This window comes from Pedococcus cremeus, from assembly GCF_900111375.1.
GTDB classification, from domain to species: Bacteria; Actinomycetota; Actinomycetes; order Actinomycetales; family Dermatophilaceae; genus Pedococcus_A; species Pedococcus_A cremeus.
Map to the genome: position 1 here is coordinate 73,575 of NZ_FOHB01000012.1, position 21,906 is coordinate 95,480.

General features: G+C 72.5%; 24 protein-coding genes. 11 read left to right on the plus strand and 13 right to left on the minus strand.

Annotation, left to right across the window (positions count from 1 at the left end; genetic code table 11):
- Positions 1-8 precede the first annotated feature (8 nt).
- Genes BMW78_RS19070 through BMW78_RS19085 form a run of 4 tightly spaced genes read left to right on the plus strand, consistent with a single transcriptional unit; the run spans position 9 to position 4,067 of the window.
- The gene (locus BMW78_RS19070; protein ID WP_091762943.1) at positions 9-1,040 is read left to right on the plus strand and encodes an AAA family ATPase; all 1,032 of its coding nucleotides are present in this window, start codon (positions 9-11) and stop codon (positions 1,038-1,040) included.
- A complete protein-coding gene (locus BMW78_RS19075; protein ID WP_091762944.1) occupies positions 1,007-1,912 on the plus strand; it encodes a DUF58 domain-containing protein in 906 nt (301 codons plus the stop codon). The genes BMW78_RS19070 and BMW78_RS19075 overlap by 34 nt, the downstream gene beginning before the upstream one ends.
- Positions 1,909-2,916, plus strand: a complete 1,008-nt coding sequence (locus tag BMW78_RS19080; protein WP_091762945.1) for a vWA domain-containing protein — start codon at positions 1,909-1,911, stop codon at positions 2,914-2,916. The genes BMW78_RS19075 and BMW78_RS19080 overlap by 4 nt, the downstream gene beginning before the upstream one ends.
- A 2-nt stretch (positions 2,917-2,918) precedes the next feature.
- Positions 2,919-4,067, plus strand: a complete 1,149-nt coding sequence (locus BMW78_RS19085; RefSeq protein WP_091762947.1) for a vWA domain-containing protein — start codon at positions 2,919-2,921, stop codon at positions 4,065-4,067.
- Positions 4,068-4,099: 32 nt separating this feature from the next.
- On the opposite strand, the gene BMW78_RS19090 is transcribed toward BMW78_RS19085, so the two are convergent.
- From BMW78_RS19090 to ku, 3 genes are read right to left on the minus strand one after another with little or no spacing between them, the layout of a single operon-like run.
- On the minus strand, positions 4,100-4,927 hold the full coding sequence (locus BMW78_RS19090; protein WP_091763002.1) for an Fpg/Nei family DNA glycosylase: 828 nt from the start codon (positions 4,925-4,927) through the stop codon (positions 4,100-4,102).
- Positions 4,920-5,357, minus strand: coding sequence for a nuclear transport factor 2 family protein (locus BMW78_RS19095; RefSeq protein WP_091762948.1), 438 nt, complete (start codon positions 5,355-5,357; stop codon positions 4,920-4,922). The genes BMW78_RS19090 and BMW78_RS19095 overlap by 8 nt, the downstream gene beginning before the upstream one ends.
- Positions 5,358-6,314: a non-homologous end joining protein Ku gene (gene ku, locus BMW78_RS19100; RefSeq protein WP_091762949.1), complete on the minus strand. Its 957-nt coding sequence runs from the start codon at positions 6,312-6,314 to the stop codon at positions 5,358-5,360.
- A 137-nt stretch (positions 6,315-6,451) separates the two neighbouring features.
- Between ku and ligD (BMW78_RS19105) the strand changes: the two genes are divergently transcribed.
- Together ligD (BMW78_RS19105) and ligD (BMW78_RS19110) are read left to right on the plus strand one after the other, a co-directional pair.
- Positions 6,452-7,408, plus strand: a complete 957-nt coding sequence (ligD, locus tag BMW78_RS19105; protein ID WP_091762951.1) for a non-homologous end-joining DNA ligase — start codon at positions 6,452-6,454, stop codon at positions 7,406-7,408.
- Positions 7,405-8,280, plus strand: a complete 876-nt coding sequence (gene ligD / locus BMW78_RS19110; protein WP_091762952.1) for a non-homologous end-joining DNA ligase — start codon at positions 7,405-7,407, stop codon at positions 8,278-8,280. Before ligD (BMW78_RS19105) ends, ligD (BMW78_RS19110) begins: the two co-directional genes overlap by 4 nt.
- 13 nt (positions 8,281-8,293) lie before the next feature.
- Here the strand turns inward: ligD (BMW78_RS19110) and BMW78_RS19115 are convergent, their stop codons facing one another.
- The 4 genes from BMW78_RS19115 to lysS all read right to left on the minus strand — a co-directional run bounded on the left by BMW78_RS19115 (position 8,294) and on the right by lysS (position 11,170).
- Positions 8,294-8,911: a (2Fe-2S)-binding protein gene (locus BMW78_RS19115; protein WP_091762954.1), complete on the minus strand. Its 618-nt coding sequence runs from the start codon at positions 8,909-8,911 to the stop codon at positions 8,294-8,296.
- Between the two features lie 150 nt (positions 8,912-9,061).
- Positions 9,062-9,397 carry a histone-like nucleoid-structuring protein Lsr2 gene (locus tag BMW78_RS19120; RefSeq protein ID WP_091762956.1) on the minus strand — a complete coding sequence of 112 codons (336 nt, stop codon included), beginning with the start codon at positions 9,395-9,397 and terminating at the stop codon, positions 9,062-9,064.
- Between the two features lie 97 nt (positions 9,398-9,494).
- Complete coding sequence (locus tag BMW78_RS19125) at positions 9,495-9,713, minus strand: hypothetical protein (protein ID WP_091762958.1); 219 nt, start codon at positions 9,711-9,713, stop codon at positions 9,495-9,497.
- On the minus strand, positions 9,710-11,170 hold the full coding sequence (gene lysS, locus BMW78_RS19130; RefSeq protein ID WP_091763004.1) for a lysine--tRNA ligase: 1,461 nt from the start codon (positions 11,168-11,170) through the stop codon (positions 9,710-9,712). The genes BMW78_RS19125 and lysS overlap by 4 nt, the downstream gene beginning before the upstream one ends.
- An 83-nt stretch (positions 11,171-11,253) precedes the next feature.
- Between lysS and BMW78_RS19135 the strand changes: the two genes are divergently transcribed.
- Positions 11,254-12,027, plus strand: a complete 774-nt coding sequence (locus tag BMW78_RS19135) for an AAA family ATPase (protein WP_091762960.1) — start codon at positions 11,254-11,256, stop codon at positions 12,025-12,027.
- 104 nt (positions 12,028-12,131) lie between these two features.
- On the opposite strand, the gene nadC is transcribed toward BMW78_RS19135, so the two are convergent.
- The 5 genes from nadC to BMW78_RS19160 all read right to left on the minus strand — a co-directional run bounded on the left by nadC (position 12,132) and on the right by BMW78_RS19160 (position 17,064).
- Positions 12,132-13,022, minus strand: a complete 891-nt coding sequence (gene nadC, locus BMW78_RS19140; RefSeq protein WP_091762962.1) for a carboxylating nicotinate-nucleotide diphosphorylase — start codon at positions 13,020-13,022, stop codon at positions 12,132-12,134.
- Complete coding sequence (locus BMW78_RS19145; RefSeq protein WP_091763006.1) at positions 13,019-14,725, minus strand: L-aspartate oxidase; 1,707 nt, start codon at positions 14,723-14,725, stop codon at positions 13,019-13,021. The genes nadC and BMW78_RS19145 overlap by 4 nt, the downstream gene beginning before the upstream one ends.
- A 67-nt stretch (positions 14,726-14,792) precedes the next feature.
- Complete coding sequence (gene panD, locus BMW78_RS19150) at positions 14,793-15,236, minus strand: aspartate 1-decarboxylase (protein WP_091762964.1); 444 nt, start codon at positions 15,234-15,236, stop codon at positions 14,793-14,795.
- 7 nt (positions 15,237-15,243) lie between these two features.
- Complete coding sequence (gene panC / locus BMW78_RS19155; RefSeq protein ID WP_091762966.1) at positions 15,244-16,167, minus strand: pantoate--beta-alanine ligase; 924 nt, start codon at positions 16,165-16,167, stop codon at positions 15,244-15,246.
- Entirely contained in the window at positions 16,168-17,064 is an 897-nt protein-coding gene (locus tag BMW78_RS19160) for a Rossmann-like and DUF2520 domain-containing protein (protein ID WP_091762968.1), read from the minus strand.
- A gap of 86 nt (positions 17,065-17,150) precedes the next feature.
- Here BMW78_RS19160 and BMW78_RS19165 point away from each other — a divergent pair, with 86 nt between their 5' ends.
- Positions 17,151-18,107: an SAM-dependent methyltransferase gene (locus BMW78_RS19165; RefSeq protein ID WP_245736002.1), complete on the plus strand. Its 957-nt coding sequence runs from the start codon at positions 17,151-17,153 to the stop codon at positions 18,105-18,107.
- Here the strand turns inward: BMW78_RS19165 and BMW78_RS19170 are convergent.
- Complete coding sequence (locus tag BMW78_RS19170) at positions 18,091-19,308, minus strand: cytochrome P450 (RefSeq protein ID WP_245736004.1); 1,218 nt, start codon at positions 19,306-19,308, stop codon at positions 18,091-18,093. The two genes, BMW78_RS19165 and BMW78_RS19170, sit on opposite strands and share 17 nt — an antisense overlap.
- 163 nt (positions 19,309-19,471) lie before the next feature.
- Between BMW78_RS19170 and BMW78_RS19175 the strand changes: the two genes are divergently transcribed.
- The 3 genes from BMW78_RS19175 to BMW78_RS19185 all read left to right on the plus strand — a co-directional run.
- Entirely contained in the window at positions 19,472-20,074 is a 603-nt protein-coding gene (locus BMW78_RS19175) for a hypothetical protein (protein WP_091762970.1), read from the plus strand.
- Between the two features lie 142 nt (positions 20,075-20,216).
- On the plus strand, positions 20,217-21,389 hold the full coding sequence (locus BMW78_RS19180; RefSeq protein ID WP_091762972.1) for an NADH-quinone oxidoreductase subunit D: 1,173 nt from the start codon (positions 20,217-20,219) through the stop codon (positions 21,387-21,389).
- 238 nt (positions 21,390-21,627) lie between these two features.
- Positions 21,628-21,906: hypothetical protein (locus tag BMW78_RS19185; protein ID WP_218144432.1), on the plus strand; the 279-nt coding region annotated here is incomplete at its 3' end.

The following is a 21,906-nucleotide window of genomic DNA, read 5'->3' on the forward strand; positions in this document are numbered from 1 at the left end:
GGAGAGCCATGGACCCGCACCGACCCCACAGCCCGGACGGACAGCACCCGCTCGAGGAGCTGCTCTACGAGGTCAAGAAGACGATCGTCGGCCAGGACCAGCTGCTCGAGCGGATGCTGGTGGCGCTGCTGGCCCGCGGCCACCTGCTCGTCGAGGGGGTGCCGGGGCTCGCCAAGACGATGGCGGTCAAGACGCTCGCCCAGGCGATGGGCGGGCAGTTCCAGCGCATCTCGTTCACCCCCGACCTCGTGCCGGCCGACGTCGTGGGCACCCGCATCTGGAACCAGCAGGAGGGCGAGTTCCAGGTCTCGCTCGGTCCGGTCTTCGCCAACCTGCTGCTCGCCGACGAGGTCAACCGGGCTCCGGCCAAGGTGCAGAGCGCCCTGCTCGAGGTCATGCAGGAGCGGCAGGTCACCATCGGGCGGCAGACCTACCCGGCGCCGGACCCGTTCCTCGTCATGGCGACCCAGAACCCCATCGAGTCCGAGGGCACCTACGAGCTCCCCGAGGCGCAGGTCGACCGGTTCATGCTCAAGGTGCTCGTCGGCTACCCCAGCCCGGCGGAGGAGTTCGTCGTCGTCGAGCGCATGACCGGGCGCCTCGACCCGCCCCAGCAGGTGCTCACCACCGACGACCTGCTGGCGTTCCAGCGGCGCACCGACGCCGTCTACGTCGACCCGGCGGTGACCGAGTATGCCGTCCGGCTGGCCGGCGCGACCCGCGCACCGGCCGTGGTCGGGCTGCCCGACCTCGCGCGCTACCTGTCGTTCGGCGCCAGTCCCCGGGCGTCGATCAACCTGGTGAGGGCCGCCAAGGCGCTGGCCCTGCTGCGCGGTCGCGACTACGCGCTGCCGTTCGACGCCCGCGAGCTGGCGCTCGACGTGCTGCGCCACCGCGTCGTGCTGTCCTACGAGGCGCTCGCCGACGGCCTCGGGCCCGACGAGCTGCTCCGCCCGGTGGTCGACGCCGTGCCCGTTCCCGAGGTCCCGCTGCGCGAGGAGCGGACATGGACCACCCTGCCGACCACGCACCCCCGCTGACCGCCGAAGGCGTGCTGCGGCGCCTCGAGTGGCGGGTCGTCCGCCGGCTCGACGGCCGGCTGCAGGGCGACTACCGGACCCTGTTCCGGGGCGAGGGCGTCGACTTCCACGACCTGCGCGAGTACGAGCCGGGTGACGACCTGCGCCACGTCGACTGGAACGTCACCGCACGGATGGACACGCCCTACGTGCGGCAGTACACCGAGGACCGCGAAGCGACCGCGTGGCTGCTGCTCGACCGCTCCGCCTCGATGGCCTTCGGTCCGGTGGACCGCCAGAAGGACCGCGTGCTCGTCGAGCTCGCGCTCACCCTCGCCCAGGTGCTGGTGCGGGGCGGGAACCGGGTGGGTGCGGTGCTGTTCGACAACGCGGTGGAACGGGTCGTCCCCCCGGGGCAGGGCCGGCGCCAGGTGCTGCGGGTCGCCCACCACCTGCTGCAGCCGCCGCGCTCCCCCACCGGCGCGACCGACCTCGCCGTGCTGTTCCGCGCCGCCTGCGGGGTGGCCCGGCGGCGCTCGCTGGTCGTGGTGCTCTCCGACTTCGTCAGCGTCCCGGGGTGGGGCCCGTCGCTGGGCCTGCTGGCCCGCCGGCACGACGTCGTCGCGGTGCAGGTGCTCGACCCGCGCGAGTCACGGCTGCCGTCGGTGGGGATGGTCTACGTCGAGGACGCCGAGACCGGGGAGCAGATCTTCGTCGACACCGACGACCCGGGCTTCCAGCGCCGGCTGCGCGAGGCCGCCCGGCAGCGGCAGGAGGAGCTGGCCGCGCAGGTGCGCTCGGCAGGCACCGAGCTGCACACCGTCAGCACCGACCAGGACCTGGTGCGGGCCCTCGCCCGGATCTCCGAGCTGCGCCGCAGGATCCGTCGATGACCTTCGCCTGGCCCTGGATGCTGCTGCCGGCCCTGGCCGGCACGGTGCTCCTCGTCCTCGGGTACCGGCGGCTGTCGGCGCGGCAGGAGCGACGCCGACAGGAGCTGGCCGCCCTCGGGCTGGTGGGTCCCGCCCCGGCCCGGTCCGCGCACGGGTGGTCGAGGCGGCTCGCGCCGACCATCCTGCTGGCCGCGCTGGCACTGCTGCTGTTCTCGCTGGCCCGGCCCCAGGCCACCATCGCCGAGCCGCGGCGCGAGGGCACGGTCGTGCTGGCCTTCGACGTGTCGACGAGCATGACGGCCACCGACCTACGGCCCTCCCGCATCGAGGCGGCCAAGGCGGCGGCCCGCCGGTTCGTGCAGCAGCAGCCGTCGACGATCCGCATCGGCGTCGTGGCCTTCGGTGACAGCGCCGTCGTGACCCAGCGGCCGACGACCAGCCGCGGACTGGTCCTCGCCGCGGTCGACCGGCTCACTCCCCAGGGCGGCACGGCGGTCGGCCGCGCCATCCTCACCTCCCTCTCGGCCATCACCGGACGGCCCGTGCTCGCAAGCCAGGACCCCAACCAGGACCCCAGCCTCGGCACCCTCGACAGTGCCGACGTCGGCTACCACGGCTCGGCAGCGGTCGTGCTGCTCACCGACGGCGAGGACACCTCGGGCAGCGACCCGCTCCCGGCGGCCGAGCTGGCGTCCGTGGCCGGGGTCCGCGTGCACACGGTCGGCATCGGAAGCCCCGCGGGCACGGTGCTCCAGGTCGACGGGTTCCAGGTCGCGACGTCGCTGGACGAGGCACTGCTGAAGGCCGTCGCCGCCACGACCGACGGCACCTACTTCCCGGCCCGCGACGAGCAGGCGCTGCGCAAGGTCTACTCCTCGATCCACCCGGGCTGGACCGTCCAGCGCGCGCACGTGGAGGTCACCGCGGCCTTCGCCGCCACCGCCGCGGTGCTGCTCCTCGTCGCGGCGCTGCTGTCCGTCGCCCGCACCGGCCGGGTGGTGTAGCGATGACCTTCCTGTGGCCGTGGGCGCTGCCGCTCCTCCTCGCCGCGCCGGCCCTCGCCGCGGCATACCTGTGGCAGCTGCGCCGGCGCCGCCGTAAGGCGGTGCGCCACCCGGACGTCTCACTGGTGCGGGCCGCCGCGCCGCCGTCCAGGCGCTGGCGCAGGCACGCGCCGGTCGCCCTCGTGCTGCTCGCGCTCGCGCTGCTCGGCCTGGCCGGCGCACGCCCCCAGGTCGAGGCCGCGGTGCCGATGCGCGAGCGGGCCGTCATCATGGCCGTCGACGTGTCCGCGTCGATGTGCGCCACCGACGTGGACCCCAACCGGCTCACCGCGGCCCAGCAGGCGGTGCGGCGCTTCGTGTCGCGCCAGGACCAGGAGACCCGCATCGGCCTCGTGGTGTTCTCGGGCTTCGCGCAGCTCGCGGTGGCGCCCACCACCGACCGGCAGCCCCTCCTCGAGGCCATCGACTCCCTGACGACCGGCCGCGGGACGGTCATCGGTGCGGCGATCCTGAAGTCCGTCGACGCCATCGCGGAGATCAACCCCGACGTCGCACCCGCCTCCGTCGACGACCCTGCCGGGCTGATGCCCGGCGGGCCGGTCACGAGCGGTGTGTCGCCGACCCCCAGCGCCCCTGGTGGGCCGGGCGGTGCCGGCTCGCCCGGCTCCCCCGGCGGCCAGGCTCGCGCGGGCGGCACCGTCCCGGAGATCGTCGTCCTGCTGACCGACGGCGCCAACACCCGCGGGGTGAGCCCGCAGGCTGCGGCGAAGGTCGCGGCGGCTCGAGGGGTGCGCGTCTACCCGATCGGGTACGGCACGACGCGCCCGGTCAGCCTGGTGTGCACGCGGCAGCAGCTCGGCGGCATCGAGCACAGCCTCCCCCGATGGGGTGGACCTGGGACCCGCGGGAGCGACGGCCGCAGCTTCCTCGTCATCGACGAACCAGCGCTGAAGGAGGTCGCCAACACCACCGGCGGGCAGTACTTCCGCGCCAGCAGCGCCGACCAGCTCCAGGGGGTGCTCGACGACCTGCCGGCGAAGGTGGAGGGCGAACGGCGGCAGGTGGAGGTCAGCCCGGCACTGGCCGGACTCGGGCTGCTCGCCGTGCTGGGCGCGGTCGGCCTCTCGGTCCGCTGGCGCGTCTTCCCCTGACCGACGACCGCGTCAGTGAGACGCCGGTCCGGTCAGCGGCGGCGCTGGCAGCGCCCGCACCAGAACAGGTTCCGCCCGGCGACGACCTTGGTGCGCACCGTGGAGCCGCACACCCGGCACGGCTCCTGCGCCCGTCGGTAGACGAGGTAGCGACGCTCCCCGGGGACGACCGGGTCGCCCGCCGCGAGCGCCTCCCTGGCCTCCTCGACCTGGTCGGGCATGGTCAGGATCTGGCCGGCCGCGAGACCGAGCGGCATGAGGTCGCAGATGTCGCGCCACATCGCGTCCCACGTCGCCCGGCGGATCTCACGGCCCGGGCGGAAGGGGTCGACCCGGTGCCGGTACAGCAGCTCGCACCGGTAGACGTTGCCGATGCCGGCGACGACCGACTGGTCCATCAGCAGCTCGGCGATCGAGCGGTTGCTGCGGCTGACCCGCTTCCACGCCGTCTCGGAGTCGGGGTCGGGCCGCAACGGGTCGGGCCCGAGCCTCGCGGTGACGCCCTCGACGTGCTCCGGCGTCACGACGGCGCACAGGTTCGGCCCGCGCAGGTCGGCGACGTGGTCGTCGGTCAGCAGCCGCAGGCGCACCTGGCCCTGCACGGGTGGCACGGCCTCTCCAGCGCGCAGCAGGATCGAGAAATTGCCGATCAGCCCGAGGTGCACGTGCAGCCAGGCGTCGGCCTCGAACTCGACGAACAGGTGCTTGCCCCACGCCGAGGCCTCGAGCACCTTGCGGCCGTCGAGCAGGGCCGCCCCCTCCGCGAACTTGCCCTGCGGGCTGGTGACCTCGGGGGTGGTGCCGGCGAACGCGGCATTCAGGTCGCGGGCCAGCCCGTGCAGGGTGTGGCCCTCAGGCACCGGCACTCCCGGCGTCGTCGGTCGTGCTGGCTGCGTCGTCGGCCGTGCCGGCGTCGCCGTCGGCCGGCACGCGGGTGCCCTGGTGGTGCCGCAGCTGCCACCGGCCGCTCTCCCGCAGCCAGACCGACGACCGGCGCGCGTGTCCGGCACCGCTGCGGGTCTCGTAGGTCACGAGCACGACGTCGGGGGCCAGGCCGACGGCCGCCATATCGCTGGCCTCGATGCGCACCGGCGCCGCCGCGGCGTCCTCCTCCATCATGGTGAGGATGTGCTCGCGGTCCCAGATGCGGCCGGAGGCGCCCACCTCACGGAAGTCCTCGTGGATGAGCAGCCCGGCACTCATGCGGTCGCCGCGCACGGCACCGGTGAGCAGGGCGCGTTCGCAGTCCTGGACGACGTCGAGCTCGTCGTCGGTCGGTAGGTGCACCACTCAGCTGGCCTTCTTCGCGGTCTTCTTGGCGGCGGTCTTCTTCGCCGGCGCCTTCTTCGCCGGCGCCTTCTTGGCCGCAGCCTTCGAGGCGGTCTTCTTCGCCGCGCCCCTCGAGGTGGCCTTCTTCGCGGCGGTCGCCTTCTTCGCCGGCCCCTCGCTCTCGGTCGACGGCGCCTCGCCCCGCGCGGCCTTGGCCTTCTCGACGCTCTTGGCCAGCGCGGCGAGCAGGTCGACGACCTCGCCGGTCTCCTCCTTGCGCTCGGGCGCCTGGCGGACCTCGCCGCCCTCGAGCTTGGCCTTGACGAGCGCCTCGAGCGCGATGGCGTAGTCGTCCTCGTACTCGTCGGGGTCGTAGTCGCCGGCGAGCGACTCGACCAGCATGTTGGCCATCTCCAGCTCCTTGGCCGTCGCGTGCGCGTCCTCGTCGAGGGTGGCGAAGTCGGCGGCGCGGATCTCGTCGGGCCACAGCATCGTCTGCATGACGATGACGCCGTCCTTCACCCGCAGCACCGCCATGGTCATGCGGGTGCGGATCGAGACCGTCACGACGGCCATCCGGTCGGCGTGCTCGAGCGCGTCGCGCAGCAGGATGTAGGGCTTCGTCGCCGACTTGTCGGGCTCGAGGTAGTAGGAGCGGTCGAGGAGCATGGGGTCGATCTGGTCGGCCGGCACGAACTTCTGGACGGCGATCTCCTTCGAGCTGGCCGCCGGCAGGTCCTTGAAGTCCTCGTCCGTGAGAACGACCATGTCGCCGTCCTCGGTCTCGTAGCCCTTGGCGATGTCGTCGTAGGAAACCGGCTCGTTGTCGATGCTGCAGACCCGCTGGTAGCGGATCCGGCCGCCGTCCTCGCGGTGCACCTGCCGGAACGACACGTCGTGGTTCTCGGTGGCGGAGTAGAGCCGCACCGGCACGTTGACGAGTCCGAAGGAGACCGCGCCCTTCCAGATCGCACGCATGACCTGTCCTCCCAATGCCGTCTCGTGTCGCCGTGTCCTCGGGTATGCCGTGAGCTGGCCAAGAGCCTACGGTCGCCGCCGCCCGCCGACCACAGATATAGAGCGCAGCCGGCAGCGCGACGCGACAGGATGGGCGCATGCGCCCGATGCTGGCCTCGCCCGCCACCGCCGTGCCCACGGGCACGCAGTGGCTGCACGAGGTCAAGTGGGACGGCATGCGGGTGCTGGCCGACGTCCACGACGGCAGGCTCACGCTGACCTCCCGCAACGGCAACGACGCGACGGCCGCCTTCCCCGAGCTCGACGGCCTCAAGGACACCTACGACGACCTGCTGCTAGACGGCGAGGTCGTCGCCTTCGACGCGGGCCGGCCGTCGTTCGCGATGCTCGCCGAGCGCATGCACGTGCAGGAGCGGCGCAGGGCGGAGCGCCTCGCCGCGGCGAACCCGGTGACGTACCTGGTCTTCGACCTGCTCCGGCTCTTCGGCCAGGACCTCACCACCCAGCCGCTCTCGGCGCGCCGCGAGCTGCTCGAGCGCCTCGGCCTGTCCGGACCGCACTGGCAGGTGCCGCCCGTCTACGACGACGGCCAGGAGCTGTTCGCGGCGACCCTCGACCAGGGCCTCGAGGGCGTCATGAGCAAGCGACGCTTGTCGCCGTACCTGCCGGGCCGCCGCTCGGCCGACTGGGTCAAGGTGCCGCACCACCGGAACGTGTCGGCGGTCATCGGCGGGTGGCGGCCCGAGAAGACCAACGACGCGGGCCGGCTCGGTGCCGTGCTGCTGGGTGTGCCGAGCCCGGACGGGTGGAGGTATGCCGGGAAGATGGGCAGCGGCATCGCCGGCGCCGCGCAGCGACGCCTCACCGACCTCCTCGCCCCGCTCACCACCGACACCTCGCCGTTCTGCGACGAGGTGCCGGCCCTCGACGCGAAGGACGCGACGTGGGTGCGCCCGGAGGTCGTCGTGGAGGCGCGCGCGCTGGGAGTGACGCGGGAAGGGCGGCTGAGGCAGCCGGCATACCTCGGGGTGCGCACGGACGTGACGCCCGACGACCTCATGGCGGATGCGACCGGAGCAGGAGGCGACCTGTGACGGAGGCGACCGCGGTGCAGGTGGCGGGTCGGAAGCTGAAGCTGACCAGCCTCGACAAGCTGCTCTACCCCTCCACCGAGACCACCAAGGGCGAGGTGCTCAGCTACTACGCCCAGGTGGCCGACGTGATGCTGCCGCACCTGGCCCACCGGCCGGTGACGCGCGTGCGGTGGCCACACGGCGTCGGCGACCAGAGCTTCTTCGAGAAAAACCTGCCGAGCGGCGCCCCGTCATGGCTGGCGCGGGTGCCGGTCGACGACGTGACCTACCCGCTCGTCGACGACCTGGCCGCGCTGACCTACCTGGTCAACCTCAACTCCATCGAGTTCCACGTGCCGCAGTGGACGGTCGACGACGAGGGCGTGGCCCAGAACCCCAACCGGCTGGTCATCGACCTCGACCCCGGCACCGGCGCCGGGCTGCACGAGTGCGCGGTGGTGGCGCTCATCGTGCGCGAGAGGCTCGAGGCCCTCGGCCTCGACCTCTTCCCGGTGACGAGTGGCAGCAAGGGGATGCAGCTGTATGCCGCGCTCGGCGGCGACCTGACCTCCGACCAGGTGCGCGACCTCGCGCAGCAGCTCGCGCAGGAGCTCACCAAGAAGCACCCCGACCTCATCCTGTGGAAGATGACCAAGTCGCTGCGACCCGGCAAGGTGTTCCTCGACTGGAGCCAGAACGTCGCCGCCAAGACGACGGTCTGCCCCTACTCGATGCGCGGCCGGGAGACGCCCACATGCGCCGCCCCGCGCACCTGGGACGAGGTCGAGGCGGGTGCCGACGACCGGGAGGCCCTGCAGCACCTCATGTTCGACGAGGTGCTCGAGCGCATCGACGCGCACGGCGACCTGCTCGAGGGCCTGTTCGACGCCTGAGGTGGCAGAGGCGTCAGCGACGCCGCAGGCGGGGGCAGCCGGCACACTCGTGGGTGCCCGGCAGGGCGTAGATGAAGCAGCAGGAGTCTCGCTGCGGCGGCGGTGCGGGACGCTCGGCGACCGCTTGGTGGGCGCGTTGAAGGGCCATGGCCCAGACGTCGTCGACCATCGCCAGCCGCTGGTGGGGGCCGAGCCGGACCCCCGGCTCGTAGGTGGCCGCGAACGGACGGGCCAGCGCCTCGTAGGCCGCCCGCGCGGCGGCCCGTCTCGCCTCACCTGTGGCGGTGGCGGGTCGGGCGGCGCGGAGCCGTAGGTGGCCGGGGAACAGCTGCGGCGTGAGGTCGAAGCTGAGCGACGCCGCCGAGAGGTCGGGGTCCCACGGGCCCAGCACGACGGCATACGCGGCCACGGTTGCGGGCACCTCGAGCGCCCACTGGAGCACGAACGCGGCCGGCACCGCGGGAGGGGCCGGGCGGCCGTACTGGCGCGCAGTGGAGGCGGCCAGCGCCTCACGCCAGGGTGCGGTCGGGTCCTCGCCCGACGCCTGCGCCGCGAGGAGGTCGTCCCAGCGCCAGGCCAGTCGCGTCGCGTTCGCGACGGTGCCGCTTTCCGAACTGGCCGAGACACGCACCCACGGCAGGTGCGTGTCGATCAGAGCGGCGAGCGCGACGGCGTCACCGAATGGCCCGAATGCACCCTCAGGAAAAACCGAGGAGGACGCATTTCCGGCCGGGTTCTGCGAAATGCCGGAAATGCGTCCTCCTGAGGTGGTCTGCTCGGGTCAGTTCGCCTTGTCGTAGGCGGCCTGGATCTCTGCCGAGATACGACCGCGGTCGCTGACCTCGTAACCATTCTTGCGGGCCCAGTCACGAACGGCCGCGAGGTCGGTGCGCTTGGCGGCCGACGACGAGGACCCGCGGCCGGAACCAGAGGTCTTGCGACCACCGGAGCGACGCGCGTGCCCCACCCACGGGGCCAGCTCGTCACGCAGCTTCGCGGCATTGTCCGTGCTGAGGTCGATCTCGTAGGTGACACCGTCGAGGCCGAAGGTCACGGTCTCGTCGGCGGGGCTCCCGTCGAGGTCGTCCTCGAGAATGATCTTCACGCGCTGCGCCATGGAGTTTTCCCTTTCAGCTGAATGGACGCGCACAAAGTACTACCCATTCCACTGCCGGAGAAAGTCGCTCTCAGGAATCGTTCGGGAAAAGTCACCCTCAGGAATCGGTGTCCTGCTTTTTCGGCGCCTCTGACTCGCTTTTCTCTGCGACTCGCCTTTTCTGTTCAACCAGCGCTGCCTGCTCGGCCTCCCACTGGGAGTGCGCGAGCCTTTCCTTCCGGTCGCCCTCGATCATGTTCTTGATGACGATCCAGAAAAGGATTCCGACACCGATGGAGGGGACCAACGCGATGACGTAGGGCATCACGTCGTTCATGAGTGCGCCTCGGGCTTCAGGTGCGGGAACAGGATCGTCTCGCGGATGTTCGCGTTCGTGAACAGCATGATGAGGCGGTCGATGCCGAGCCCGAGGCCACCCATCGGCGGGGCGCCGTACTCGAGCGCGCGCAGGAAGTCCTCGTCGAGCTGCATGGCCTCCGGGTCGCCGCCGGCCGCCTTGAGCGACTGCTGCTCGAGGATGCGGCGCTGGATCACCGGGTCGACGAGCTCGGAGAAGGCGGTGCCGCGCTCGACGCCGGCGATGATGAGGTCCCACGCCTCGATGAGGTTGTCGGGGTCGTCGCGGTGCGGTCGGGCCAGCGGCTGGGCGTGCGGCGGGTAGTCGCACAGGAAGGTCGGCTGGAGCAGGTTCGGCTCGACCAGCTCGCCGAGCAGCTCGGTGACGATCTTGGACGCCTCCCACGCCGGGTCCACCTCGACGTCGTGGCGCTTGGCGACCGCGCGCAGCGTCTCGACGTCGGTCTCCGGGGTGATCGTCTCGCCGACGGCCTCGCTGACGCCCCGGTAGACGGGCAGCCAGCGCCACTCGCCGTCGAGGTCGACGACGCCCTTGGGGGTCTCGATCTGCCGGGTGCCGACGGCGTCGGCAGCCGCGAGGAACATGTCGCGCATCAGCTCGGCCATGGTGTGCTGGTCACCGTAGGCCTCGTAGGCCTCGAGCATCGTGAACTCGGGGCTGTGCGTGGAGTCGACGCCCTCGTTGCGGAAGATGCGGCCGATCTCGAAGACCTTGTCGACGCCGCCGACGACGGCCTTCTTGAGGTTGAGCTCGAGCGCGATGCGCAGCGTCATCGCCTGGTCGAAGGCGTTGATGTGGGTGTGGAACGGCCGAGCCGTCGCGCCGCCGTGGATCAGCTGCAGCACGGGGGTCTCGATCTCGAGGAAGCCGCGCTCCTCCAGCGTCGTGCGGATGGCCTTCACGATGGCGGCGCGGGTGCGCACCATGTCGCGGGCCTCCTGGCGCACGATGAGGTCGGCGTAGCGCTGGCGCACCCGCGACTCCTCGGAGAGCTCCTTGTGCAGCACCGGCAGCGGACGCAGCGCCTTCGACGCCATCTGCCACTCGCTGGCCATCACCGACAGCTCGCCCCGCTTGGAGGAGATGACGCGGCCGCGCACGAAGACGTGGTCGCCGAGGTCGACGTGCGCCTTCCAGTCGGCGAGCGCCTCCTCGCCCACCTCGGCCAGGCTGAGCATGACCTGCAGGCGCGTGCCGATGCCCTCCTGGAGGGTGGCGAAGCAGAGCTTGCCGGTGTTGCGGATGAAGATCACCCGACCCGCGACGCCGACGACGTCCTGGGTCTCCTCACCGGTCTCGAGGTGGGCCCACTGCTCGCGCACCTGCTCGAGGGTGTGCGTGCGCTCGACCGCGACCGGGTAGGCCTGCTTGCCCGCCTCGAGCAGCTTCTCGCGCTTCTCGTGGCGCACGCGCATCTGCTCGGGGAGGTCGCTGTCGGGGTGCTGGGTGGGGGTCTCACTCACCCCCAAAGGGTACCCACCGGCATACAGTGCCCCTCATGGCGGACTGGACGGTGCCGCTGCCCGTGCGCAGGGTGGAAGCGAGCCCGTATGCCGCCCTGCCGGAGGACCGCTGGCCGCTCACCGTGCCCGCGGTCGCCCAGTTCATGCGCGACGGTCTCGACCTCGAGCCGGCCACGATCCTCGTAGGCGAGAACGGATCCGGGAAGTCGACGATCGTCGAGGCGGTCGCCATGGCGTACGGCCTCTCGGGAGAGGGCGGCTCGGTCAACGCCCGTCACTCGACCCGCGCGACCGAGTCGCCGCTGCACGAGGCGCTGCGGCTGGTCCGCGGCGCGGGTGCGTCGAGGTGGGGCTACTTCCTGCGTGCCGAGACCATGCACGGCCACTTCACCTACCTCGAGGACGTGGGAGTGGACGGAGACGAGCTGCGCCCCGACCGTCCCCGTCGGGATCCGGCGTTCCACGAGCTCAGCCACGGGGAGTCGTTCCTCGAGATGCTGCGGACCCGGCGGTTCGAGGGCGAGGGGTTCTTCGTCATGGACGAGCCCGAGGCAGGGCTGTCGTTCTCGGCGCAGCTCGCGCTCGTCGGCACGCTCGCCCAGCTGTCCGGCCAGCGGGGCACGCAGGTGCTGGTGGCGACGCACTCACCGATCCTGACCAGCCTGCCCGGCGCACGGATCCTCGAGCTCGACGAGACCGGTATGCACGAACGGGCTTGGGAGGACCTCGACGTGGTGGACCACTACCGCCGGTTCCTCGAGGGGCCGGCCCGGTACCTGCGCCACCTGCTGCCGGCCGACGACGCCTGACCTCACAGCAACGATCGGCACCAGGGCGACCGTTGCTGCTCTTCTGCCGCGATCGGCGCAACGAGTGGCGCGCTGCCGGTCGCTGCGGTCACCGCTGGAACACGTCAGGCGTCGACGAAGTCGAGGGCGATGTCGAGGATCGGCGAGGAGTGGGTCAGCCCGCCCACCGAGAGGTAGTCGATGCCCGTGGCGGCGTAGTCGTGCGCGACGTCGAGGGTGAGGCCGCCCGTGGCCTCGATCTCCACCTGCTCACCCGTGGCGCGCACCGCCTCGACCGTCTCGCGGAGCAGCTCGACGGGCATGTTGTCGCACATCACGAACCGCGCGCCCATCCGCACCGCCTCGAGCGCCTCGTCGACCGTGGTCACCTCGACCTGCACGGGCACGTCGGGGAACCGCTCGCGGATGGCCCGGTATGCCGCGGTGAGGCTCCCAGCCGCCAGCTTGTGGTTGTCCTTGATCATCGCCGTGTCGTAGAGGCCCATGCGCTTGTTGGTGCCGCCACCGGCGCGCACGGCGTACTTCTGCAGCGACCGCATGCCCGGCGTGGTCTTGCGGGTGTCGAGCACGGTGCAGCGGGTGCCCTCGAGCGCGTCGGCCCAGCGCCGGGTGTGGGTGGCCACCCCGGAGAGGCGGGACAGGATGTTGAGCATCGTCCGCTCGCCGATGAGCAGCACCTGGGTGCGCCCCTCCACGGTGGCCAGCACCTCACCCCGGGTGACCCTGTCGCCGTCGGAGGCGGAGACGGTGACCACGGGCTCGGGCAGGCCGAGACGGGCTGCCACCTCGCGGAACACGAGGGGAACCACGGGCAGCCCGGCGACGACCCCGTCGGCGCGGGCGACGACCTCGGCGCGGCAGGTGGCCTCGGCGTCGAAGGTGGCCAGGGTGGTGACGTCGAGGTCGTCCGGCCCGAGGTCCTCGTCGAGCGCGGTGCGCACCAGGGCCTCGGCGTCGGGAGCCGGGAATCCGAGATCGGCGGGGGTGTCGCTCATGTGAGGTCCTGGGGTGGCACGGGCTGGAAGGACGTGGTGACCGAGCCGTCGGGGCGGCGCTCGGCGCAGCTGTGGCCGCGCCAGTGCTCGCCGTCGCGCTCGGGGAAGTCGGAGCGGACGTGCCCGCCTCGGGTCTCCTCGCGCAGGGCGGCCGTCAGGGTGAGCAGCTGGCCGACGTGCAGCAGGTTGGTCGTCTCCCAGGCACCGGGCCCGGGCACGGTCGCCGTCGTCGAGAGGGCCAGCTCGGCGAGGCGGCGGGCGGTCGACGCAAGCGAAGCTGCCGAGCGCACTGCTCCGGCACCGACGGTCATGGCGTGCTGCACGGCAACGCGCTGCGACGGGTCGAGCAGCGCCGCGGGGCCGGACGGCTCGACGGGCGTGGTCTGCGGGAGCTCACCGGAGGCGAGCCGGGCGGTGATGTCGTCGGCGATCCGGTTGGCGAAGACCAGACCCTCGAGCAGGGAGTTGGAGGCCAGCCGATTCGCGCCGTGCACGCCGCTGCAGGCGACCTCTCCGCAGGCGTAGAGGCCCGGTAGGGAGGCCCGCCCGTCGAGGTCGGTGCGCACACCACCGGAGGCGTAGTGCTGCGCCGGCGCGACGGGCAGCAGGTCGGTGGCCGGGTCGAAGCCGAGCTCACGACACCGCGCGACGATCGAGGGGAAGCGCTGCTCGAGGAACTCGCGGCCGAGGTGCCGGGCGTCGAGGTAGACGTGGTCCTCCCCCGTGTCGCGCATGCGGTCGACGATGGCGCGCGCCACCACGTCGCGCGGTGCGAGGTCGGCCATGGGGTGACGGCCCTCCATGAACCGCACCCCGTCGCGGTCGACGAGGAACGCGCCCTCGCCGCGCACCGCTTCAGAGATGAGCGGCTGCTGGCCCGTGCTGCCCTCGCCCAGCCACAGCACGGTCGGGTGGAACTGCACGAACTCGAGGTCGGCCATGAGCGCACCCGCGCGCAGCGCGGCCGCCATGCCGTCACCCGTCGCGACCGAGGGGTTGGTCGTCGACGAGTAGACCTGGCCCAGGCCACCAGTCGCCAACACCACGGCTCGGGCGTGTGCAGCGCCGACGCCGTCGATCTGCCCCTCGCCGATCACGTGCAGGGTCACGCCGCAGACCCGCTGGTCGGCGTCCTGGAGGAGGTCGACGACGAGGGCGTGCTCGATCACCTCGATGCCCGGGTCCTCCCTGACGGCCTCGAGCGCGGCGATGAGGGCGCGGGAGATCTCCCGACCCGTGGCGTCGCCCCCGGCGTGCGCGATGCGGTCGCGGCCGTGGCCGCCTTCCCTCGTCAGCTTCAGCGCACCCTCGGCGTCGAGGTCGAACTCGGCACCGAGACCCACCAGCTCGCGCACCCGCCGGGGTCCCTCGTTCACGAGCGCGGTGACCGCGTCGACGTCGCAGATGCCGACGCCGGCCACGAGCGTGTCCTGCAGGTGCTCCTCCGGGGTGTCCTCCGGCGCGAGCGCGGCTGCGATGCCGCCCTGGGCCCACAGAGTCGAGCCGGCGCTGAGCACCGTCTTGGTGACGAGCAGCACCCGGTCGACCCGCTGGCGCAGGCGCAGCGCGGCAGTCAGCCCGGCGATGCCCGAGCCGACGACGATGACGTCGGCGGCGACCGTCCAGCCCGGGGCCGGCGCGACCAGCCTGGCCGGCAGGCGCAGGTCGTGGCGCTGGGGCCGCTCCCGCGAGGCGTCGCTCATGTCGGCCTCGTCGGCCTCGTCGGCCTCGTCGGCCACGGCCGCCACGTCGACGACCTCACCCGGGCCGTCAGCCACCGAGGACCCCGACGGTGTCGCTGCTGCGCGGGACGGCCGAGGTCAGCAGGCCGTAGCCGTCGGGCACCTGGCCGGCGTCGTGGCCGACCTCGACCACCCGGTTGTGCTCGTCGACGAAGACGACGTGCGGCTCGAAGGTGCGGGCCTCGGCGTCGTCCATCGCGGCATACGCGATCACGATCACCTTGTCGCCCGGGGCGATCAGGCGGGCGGCCGCCCCGTTGACGCAGAGAGTGCCCGAGCCGCGCTCCCCCTCGATGACGTAGGTCGTCAGCCGGTTGCCGTTGTCGATGTCGACGACGTCGACGCGCTCTCCCGGCAGCAGCCCCGCGGCGTCGAGGAGGTCGCGGTCGACGGTCAGCGACCCCACGTAGTGCAGGTCGGCCTGGGTGACCGTGGCCCGGTGGATCTTGGCGTAGAGCATGAAGCGCTGCACGAGGGCCTCAGTCCTGTGCCGGCGGCTCGGCGTGCACGTCCGAGAAGACCTCGAGAGCGCCACCACCGGGGCCGACCTTGATGGGCAGGTTGTCGATGAGCCGGGTGGTCCCGACCCGGCCGGCCACAGCGAGCAGGGCCTCGCCGCGGTACCACTCGGGGACGTCCTCGAGCGTCGTCGGGTGCACCAGAACGAGGTAGTCGATGAGCGCCAGCGGCTCGGCCACCAGCACCGCCCGCGCGGCACGCCGGATCGCGGAGGGTCCCTCGGCCGCAGCATCGGCGCCCGCCCTCAGCGCCTGCGACAGGCACAGGGCGACCTCGCGGTCCGACGGTGTGAGGTAGGTGTTGCGCGAGCTCATGGCGAGGCCGTCGGGCTCGCGCACCGTCGGCACCGAGACCACGTCGACCGGGAAGTCGAGGTCGCGCACCATGCGGCGGATCAGCAGCAGCTGCTGGGCGTCCTTCTGCCCGAAGTAGGCGCTGTCGGCCCGGGTCAGGTGCAGCAGCTTCGCCACCACGGTGAGCATGCCGTCGAAGTGACCGGGCCGGGCCTGGCCCTCGAGCACGGCACCGAGCGGGCCGGCCGAGATGCGCACGCCGGGGTCACCGTCCTGGTAGATGACGTCAGGCGTCGGGGCGAAGACGAGGTCGACGCCGGCCTTGCGGCAGATCTCCATGTCGGCGTCGAAGGTGCGCGGGTACCGCGACAGGTCCTCGTGGGGTCCGAACTGCAGCGGGTTGAGGAAGATCGTGACGACGACGTGCCGAGCGCGCCTGCGAGCCGTGCGGATCAGGGTCGCGTGCCCCTCGTGCAGCGCCCCCATCGTCATGACGACGGCGACGTCCCCGTCGCCGAGCTCGGCACGCGCCGCGCGCAGCTCGTCGCGCGTGCGCGCCACCACGATGGCGCTCGTGCTCAGGTCACTCACCTATCGCTCCTGATCGCTCGCAAGGATGTCCAGCAGGGGTTCGGCCGCCGTCGGCCGCAGCCGCCCGCTCGCCAGCGCCCGCTCCGCCGTCGCCCGGGCGAGGGCCACGTAGGTGGCCCGGATGTCCGGGGAGAGCGGCTCGAGCTGGCGCAGGTGCTCGGCAACCGTACCGACATCGCCCCGTGCGACCGGACCGGTGAGAGCGGCGTCACCCGCGCGCAGGCTGTTGTCCAGGGCCGCGGAGGCCAGCGGCTCCAGCATCCGGTGCGGGTCGGTGACCCCGGCGGCTGCCAGCGCCTCCATCGACTGGGCGATCAGGGTGACGAGGTGGTTGGCGCCGTGGGCCAGGGCTGCGTGGTAGAGCGCCCGGTGCCGCTCCTCGATCCAGACCGGCTCCCCGCCGACCTCGAGCACCAGCGCCTCGGCCACCGGCCGCAGCGGCTCGGGGGCGGTCACACCGAAACAACAGTCCGCGAGCCGGTCGATGTCCATGGCGGTGCCCGTGAAGGTCATCGCCGGGTGCACCGCCAGACCCAACACGTGGAACGGCAGCGCCGGCTCGAAGACGTCGAGGCCGTGCCGGCCCGACGTGTGCACCACCAGCTGCCCCGCCTGCCAGGCGCGGGTCGCGCTCAGCCCGGCGACGAGGTCGGTCAGGGCGTCGTCGGGCACGGCCAGCAGCACCAGCTCGGCCTGCGCCACCACCTCCTCGACGGGCACCACCGGTATGCCGGGCAGCAGCTCCGCGGCCCGGCGCCGCGAGGCCTTGCTGACGCCGGACACGGCCACGACCTGGTGGCCGGCGCTGCGCAGGGCGGCGCCGAGGACGGCGCCGACCCTCCCTGCACCGACCACGCCGACCTTCAGGCGCGCGGGGCGCTCCTCGGCGGAAGTCACGGCGGCACGCTACCGCGCGGACGTGCGACCGGATCTACGCCGCCCGACGGAAGGCGTGGACGACGCTCGCCGACTACGGTGGCGCCGTGGGTGGGTTGGCGGCAGGGGTGCCGTGGCGCGAGGCGTGGTACGACGCGCTCTACGGCCGCGCGGGCTTCTACCGCTCGACGTCCGGACCGGCCGGTCACTTCACCACCGCGACGCACGGACCGCTCGGGCCGGTGCTCGCCGGCGCGCTGCTGCAGCTCGCCGCCGACGAGGGCTGTGGCCGCATCGTCGACGTCGGCTGCGGGCGGGGGGAGCTGCTGACCCAGCTGCGCACCCTCGACCGCGACATCGCGCTCACCGGTGTCGACGTGGTGGAACGCCCCACCGTCCTGTCCTCCGACGTCGACTGGCTGGTGTCGCCCGGGGGCGAGGCGCTCCCCGACGCCTTCGCCGGGTTCGACGCCACCCTGGTCGTCGCCCACGAGTGGCTCGACGTCGTGCCGTGCACGATCGCCGAGGCCGACGACACCGGGCGGCTGCGCGAGGTGCTCGTCGACCCCGCCACGGGTGGGGAGTCGCTCGGCGACGAGGTGACCGACGACGAGATGCGGTGGGTGCGCAGCCACTGGGACACGGTCGCTCCCGGTGACCGGGTGGAGGTCGGCACCAGCCGCGACTCGGCCTGGTCGGACCTCCTCGGGCGGGTGCGCAGCGGCGTGGCGGTCGCGGTCGACTACGGCCACCGCGGGGGCGAGCGTCCTGCGGGAGGCACGCTCACGGCATACCGGGAGGGCACCGTCGTCGACCCCGTGCCGGACGGGAGCTGTGACCTCACCGCCCACGTGGCGATGGACAGCCTCGACCACGACGAGCTGGTCGACCAGCGCACCGCGCTGCGCGGACTCGGCGTGCAGGGCGCACCCCCGCCGCGGCAGCTGGCCGCCGACGACCCGGCTGCCTACCTGCGGGCGCTGTCGCACGCCTCGGCGGCCGCGTCGCTGACCGCGCGGGGCGGGTTCGGCGACTTCTGGTGGGCGCTCAAGCGCGTGGGCTGACGACCAGCCGCTCGAACCCGCGCAGGACGAACGTCGGCCGCCGCTCCGCCGCGACGACGTCGAGGTGGGGGAACCGGCGCAGCAGCGTGCGCAACGAGATCTGCAGCTCGAGCCGGGCCAGGGGCGCACCGATGCAGAAGTGGATCCCCGCGCCGAAGGCCAGGTGCGGGTTGGGGTCGCGGCCCGGGTCGAAGCGGTCGGGGTCGGCGAAGACCGCGGGGTCACGGTTCGCCGCGCCGAGCAGGGCGGCGACCTTGTCGCCCGGCTCGAGGTGGATCCCCGCCACGTCGGCCGGCTCCTTGGCGGTGCGCTCGAACAGGTGCAGCGGCGAGTCGTGCCGGAGGAACTCCTCGGCCAGCCGCTCCACCGCTGCCGGGTCCTCGACGTCCACCTCCGGACGCGGGTCGGCGGTGAGGAAGGAGTGCAGCCCGTTGCCGAAACCGTTGACGCTGGCCTCGTGGCCGGCGTTGAGGAGCAGCACTCCCGTGGCGACGAGCTCGCGCGCGGACAGGCGGTCGCTGCCGTCGCGGGCCTGCACGAGGTCGGTGAGGAGGTCGTTGCCGGGGTGGCGGGCGCGGTGGGCGGCGAGCTCCTCGACGTAGGCGGAGAAGTCGGCGCTGGCCCGGCGCGCCTCGGCCTCGTGCTCCGGCGTGCGGTCGACCTCGTACATCTTCACGATGGCCTGCGACCAGGGCCGCAGCGGCTCGCGCTCGGACTCGGGCACCCCGAGCAGCTCGGCGATCACGAGGACGGGCAGCGGCTCGGCATACGACGCCAGGACGTCGAACGGCTCGGTGCTCCCGGCGGGGGCGGCCTCGTCGAGGAGCCGGCCGGCCAGCTCCTCGATGCGCGGGGCCAGCCGGGCGACGTGGCCGCGGCCGAACGCGCCGGACACGAGCCGGCGCAGGCGGGTGTGCTTCGGCGGCTCGCTGTCGAGGATCGAGTCGGCGTGCAGCCAGTTGAAGGTCTCCCAGTCGTCCTCCGGGGTACGGGGACCGAAGACGCGACCGAGCCGGCGGTCGCGGAGCACCGCGCCGCAGGCCTCGTGGCTGGTGGCGAGCCAGGTGCCGAGCCCGCTGTGCCAGGCCACCGGCGCGGTGTCGCGGAGCCGGGCCAGGTGCGGGTACGGGTCCGCGACGACGGCGGGGTCGGTCAGATCGAGCAGGTGGGCGGCATCGACATCGACGGGAGCAGGGGCCACGGGACAAGCCTGCACCACCGCCTTCGGCGTCATGACGCGTGTCCACCGCGAGGGTCGGCGGGTCACCGGGACGGTCGCCGGTTTTGTCGCAGGTGTCCGGTCCCGGCACACTGAAGGGCTGCTGGACCCCCGCCTGCACCCGACCGAAGGACCCCCGTCCCTCATGACCCGGCGAACGACCATGACCTCGCAGAAGAGCCCGCGCGTGACCGCGCACGTGCTGCTGGCCGCCGCCGCGGCTGCCTCCCTGGCGCTGACGGCCTGCGGTGGTGGCTCGGCCCAGAGCGGCTCCCCGGTGACCGTGACGGTCACGCCCACCGTGACCGCGTCGCCGAAGCAGTCGTCGGGGAAGGCGAAGACGTCGGAGCCGGCCAAGCCCACCAGCGACGTGGTGGGGCGCACCTACGACTTCGGCACCGTCACGGACCTCAAGGACGTCGGCGGCACCCCTGTGCTCGTGCTCGACCGGTGGACCTGGAAGGGCCTCGACGACGCCAAGCTCGCCCGCGACGGCGTGCCGCTGTCGCCGTTCAAGGGCAGGCCCTTCACCAACCAGAACGACAAGCTCGTCTACCGCATCCCGGTCACCGCCGATGCGCGGGTGCTCTACCACCACTGCGTCAAGGAGGGCGAGCCGCAGCAGACCCGCTCGGCCACGGTCAAGGAGATGGCCGCCCTCAGGAAGGGCGAGGACCTCGTGCTGGTGCGGCTCGACGACCAGGGCCGCGCGGTCGCCGTCGACAACCTGCCCGGCTGCCCGAGCTGAGCCTCCGGCTGCCCTGGCTCGGCTGCCCTGGCTCGGCAGCCCTGACTCGGCAGCCCTGACTCGGCGGCCGCTGAACGCGCCCGCGAAAGGTGCGCACGCGGCATACCGACGCGGTGTCACGGTGATGGGGCAGGATGGCGGCATGACCTCGTCGGCCGGGCAGCGGGAGCTCACTGTCGGCATGGGCGCGGGCGGGCTCGCGACCGCCGACATGGTGCTCAACATCGGCCCCCAGCACCCGGCGACCCACGGTGTCCTGCGCCTGCGCATCGTCGTCGACGGTGAGCGGATCGTCTCCGCGGAGCCGATCGTCGGATACATGCACCGCGGCGCCGAGAAGCTGTTCGAGGTGCGCGACTACCGCCAGATCGTGGTGCTGGCCAACCGGCACGACTGGCTCTCGGCGTTCTCGAACGAGCTCGGCGTCGTGCTCGGTGTCGAACGCATGCTCGGCATGGAGGTGCCGGAGCGCGCGGTCTGGGCGCGCACGCTGCTCGCCGAGCTGAACCGGGTGCTCAACCACCTGATGTTCCTCGGCTCCTACCCACTCGAGCTCGGCGCGATCACGCCGGTCTTCTACGCGTTCCGCGAGCGGGAGGAGCTGCAGGCCGTCATGGAGGAGGCCTCCGGCGGCCGGATGCACTACATGTTCAACCGCGTCGGCGGGCTCAAGGAGGACCTCCCGGCCGGCTGGCTGGAGCGGGTCAGGTATGCCGTGCGCGCGGTCCGCGGGCGGCTGCCGGAGCTCGAGTCGCTCATCGTGGGCAACGAGATCCTCGAGGCACGGACCCGCGGCGTGGGAGTCCTGACGGCGGAGCTCATTGGTGCGTATGGGGTCTCAGGCCCGATCGCCCGCGCTTCGGGGGTCGACCTCGACCTGAGGCGCGACGAGCCGTACCTCGCGTACGGCGAGCTGTTCGGGCCGAGTGGCCCCGGCCGCGTCGTCACGCGTACTGCGGGTGACTGCCTCTCGCGCCTCGAGGTGCTCCTCGAGCAGGTGCACGTCAGCCTCGACCTCGCCGACGCGTGCCTCGAACGGCTGCACTCGCTCCCCCAGGGTCCGGTGAACGTGCGGCTGCCGAAGGTGCTCAAGGTGCCCGAGGGTGACCTCTACACCGCGACCGAGAACCCGTTGGGGCTCAACGGTTACTACCTCGTCTCGCGCGGCGAGAAGACCCCGTGGCGACTGAAGCTGCGGTCGGCCTCGTTCAACAACGTCGCCGTGCTGGCCGAGGTGCTGCCGGGCAACCTCATCGCCGACATGGTGGCGATCCTGGGCTCGATGTTCTTCGTCGTCGGCGACATCGACAAGTAGGTCTGCCGCGCGCACGGGGCGGGTTGCAACGACTGCCCGGCCCGAAAGCCCTTGATTCCCAGTAAGATTCCCTCTCCCGAACCCTTCCACCCCGCACTGCCTTGCGCTACACTCGAACATACGTTCGAAGCGGGGGGGTCCGATGAGCGGCGCGAGGTCAGCCACGGAGGCAGGAGTGTTCAGCCCGGCTGCCGTGGAGTGCGCCGACCCGCGCGACCTGATGGCCACGCTTGCGGCGATGTCACAGCGTGAGGTCGCGGCGCTGCCGGCGGACCAGGCCGAGGGGTATGTGCTGGCCTGTGACCGGGTGGTCGCTGCGATCCGGGGTCGGCAGGCGGTGGCGATGGACACGCTGGCCGCCCAGGTGGATGAGGACCTGCAGCGACGAACCCAGGACCAGCGGCGCGGCGGAGTGCCGGTGCACCCGGGGCCTGAGCTGCACGGGTTCGTCGCCTCGATGCTCGCGCCGGGGCTGCACTGCTCGACGCGGACCGTGCAGCGGCGGCTGGAGGGGGAC

What these genes read in the sequence shown, in the direction of transcription:
- BMW78_RS19070 (WP_091762943.1), top strand. Translation starts at nt 9, where the DNA reads ATGGACCCGCACCGACCCCACAGCCCGGACGGACAGCACCCGCTCGAG.
- BMW78_RS19075 (WP_091762944.1), top strand. Translation starts at nt 1,007, where the DNA reads ATGGACCACCCTGCCGACCACGCACCCCCGCTGACCGCCGAAGGCGTG.
- BMW78_RS19080 (WP_091762945.1), top strand. Translation starts at nt 1,909, where the DNA reads ATGACCTTCGCCTGGCCCTGGATGCTGCTGCCGGCCCTGGCCGGCACG.
- BMW78_RS19085 (WP_091762947.1), top strand. Translation starts at nt 2,919, where the DNA reads ATGACCTTCCTGTGGCCGTGGGCGCTGCCGCTCCTCCTCGCCGCGCCG.
- ku (WP_091762949.1), bottom strand. Translation starts at nt 6,314, where the DNA reads ATGCGTGCGATCTGGAAGGGCGCGGTCTCCTTCGGACTCGTCAACGTG.
- ligD (WP_091762951.1), top strand. Translation starts at nt 6,452, where the DNA reads ATGCGCCCGATGCTGGCCTCGCCCGCCACCGCCGTGCCCACGGGCACG.
- BMW78_RS19120 (WP_091762956.1), bottom strand. Translation starts at nt 9,397, where the DNA reads ATGGCGCAGCGCGTGAAGATCATTCTCGAGGACGACCTCGACGGGAGC.
- BMW78_RS19125 (WP_091762958.1), bottom strand. Translation starts at nt 9,713, where the DNA reads ATGAACGACGTGATGCCCTACGTCATCGCGTTGGTCCCCTCCATCGGT.
- lysS (WP_091763004.1), bottom strand. Translation starts at nt 11,170, where the DNA reads ATGCGCGTGCGCCACGAGAAGCGCGAGAAGCTGCTCGAGGCGGGCAAG.
- BMW78_RS19135 (WP_091762960.1), top strand. Translation starts at nt 11,254, where the DNA reads ATGGCGGACTGGACGGTGCCGCTGCCCGTGCGCAGGGTGGAAGCGAGC.
- nadC (WP_091762962.1), bottom strand. Translation starts at nt 13,022, where the DNA reads ATGAGCGACACCCCCGCCGATCTCGGATTCCCGGCTCCCGACGCCGAG.
- BMW78_RS19145 (WP_091763006.1), bottom strand. Translation starts at nt 14,725, where the DNA reads ATGAGCGACGCCTCGCGGGAGCGGCCCCAGCGCCACGACCTGCGCCTG.
- BMW78_RS19175 (WP_091762970.1), top strand. Translation starts at nt 19,472, where the DNA reads ATGACCCGGCGAACGACCATGACCTCGCAGAAGAGCCCGCGCGTGACC.
- BMW78_RS19180 (WP_091762972.1), top strand. Translation starts at nt 20,217, where the DNA reads ATGACCTCGTCGGCCGGGCAGCGGGAGCTCACTGTCGGCATGGGCGCG.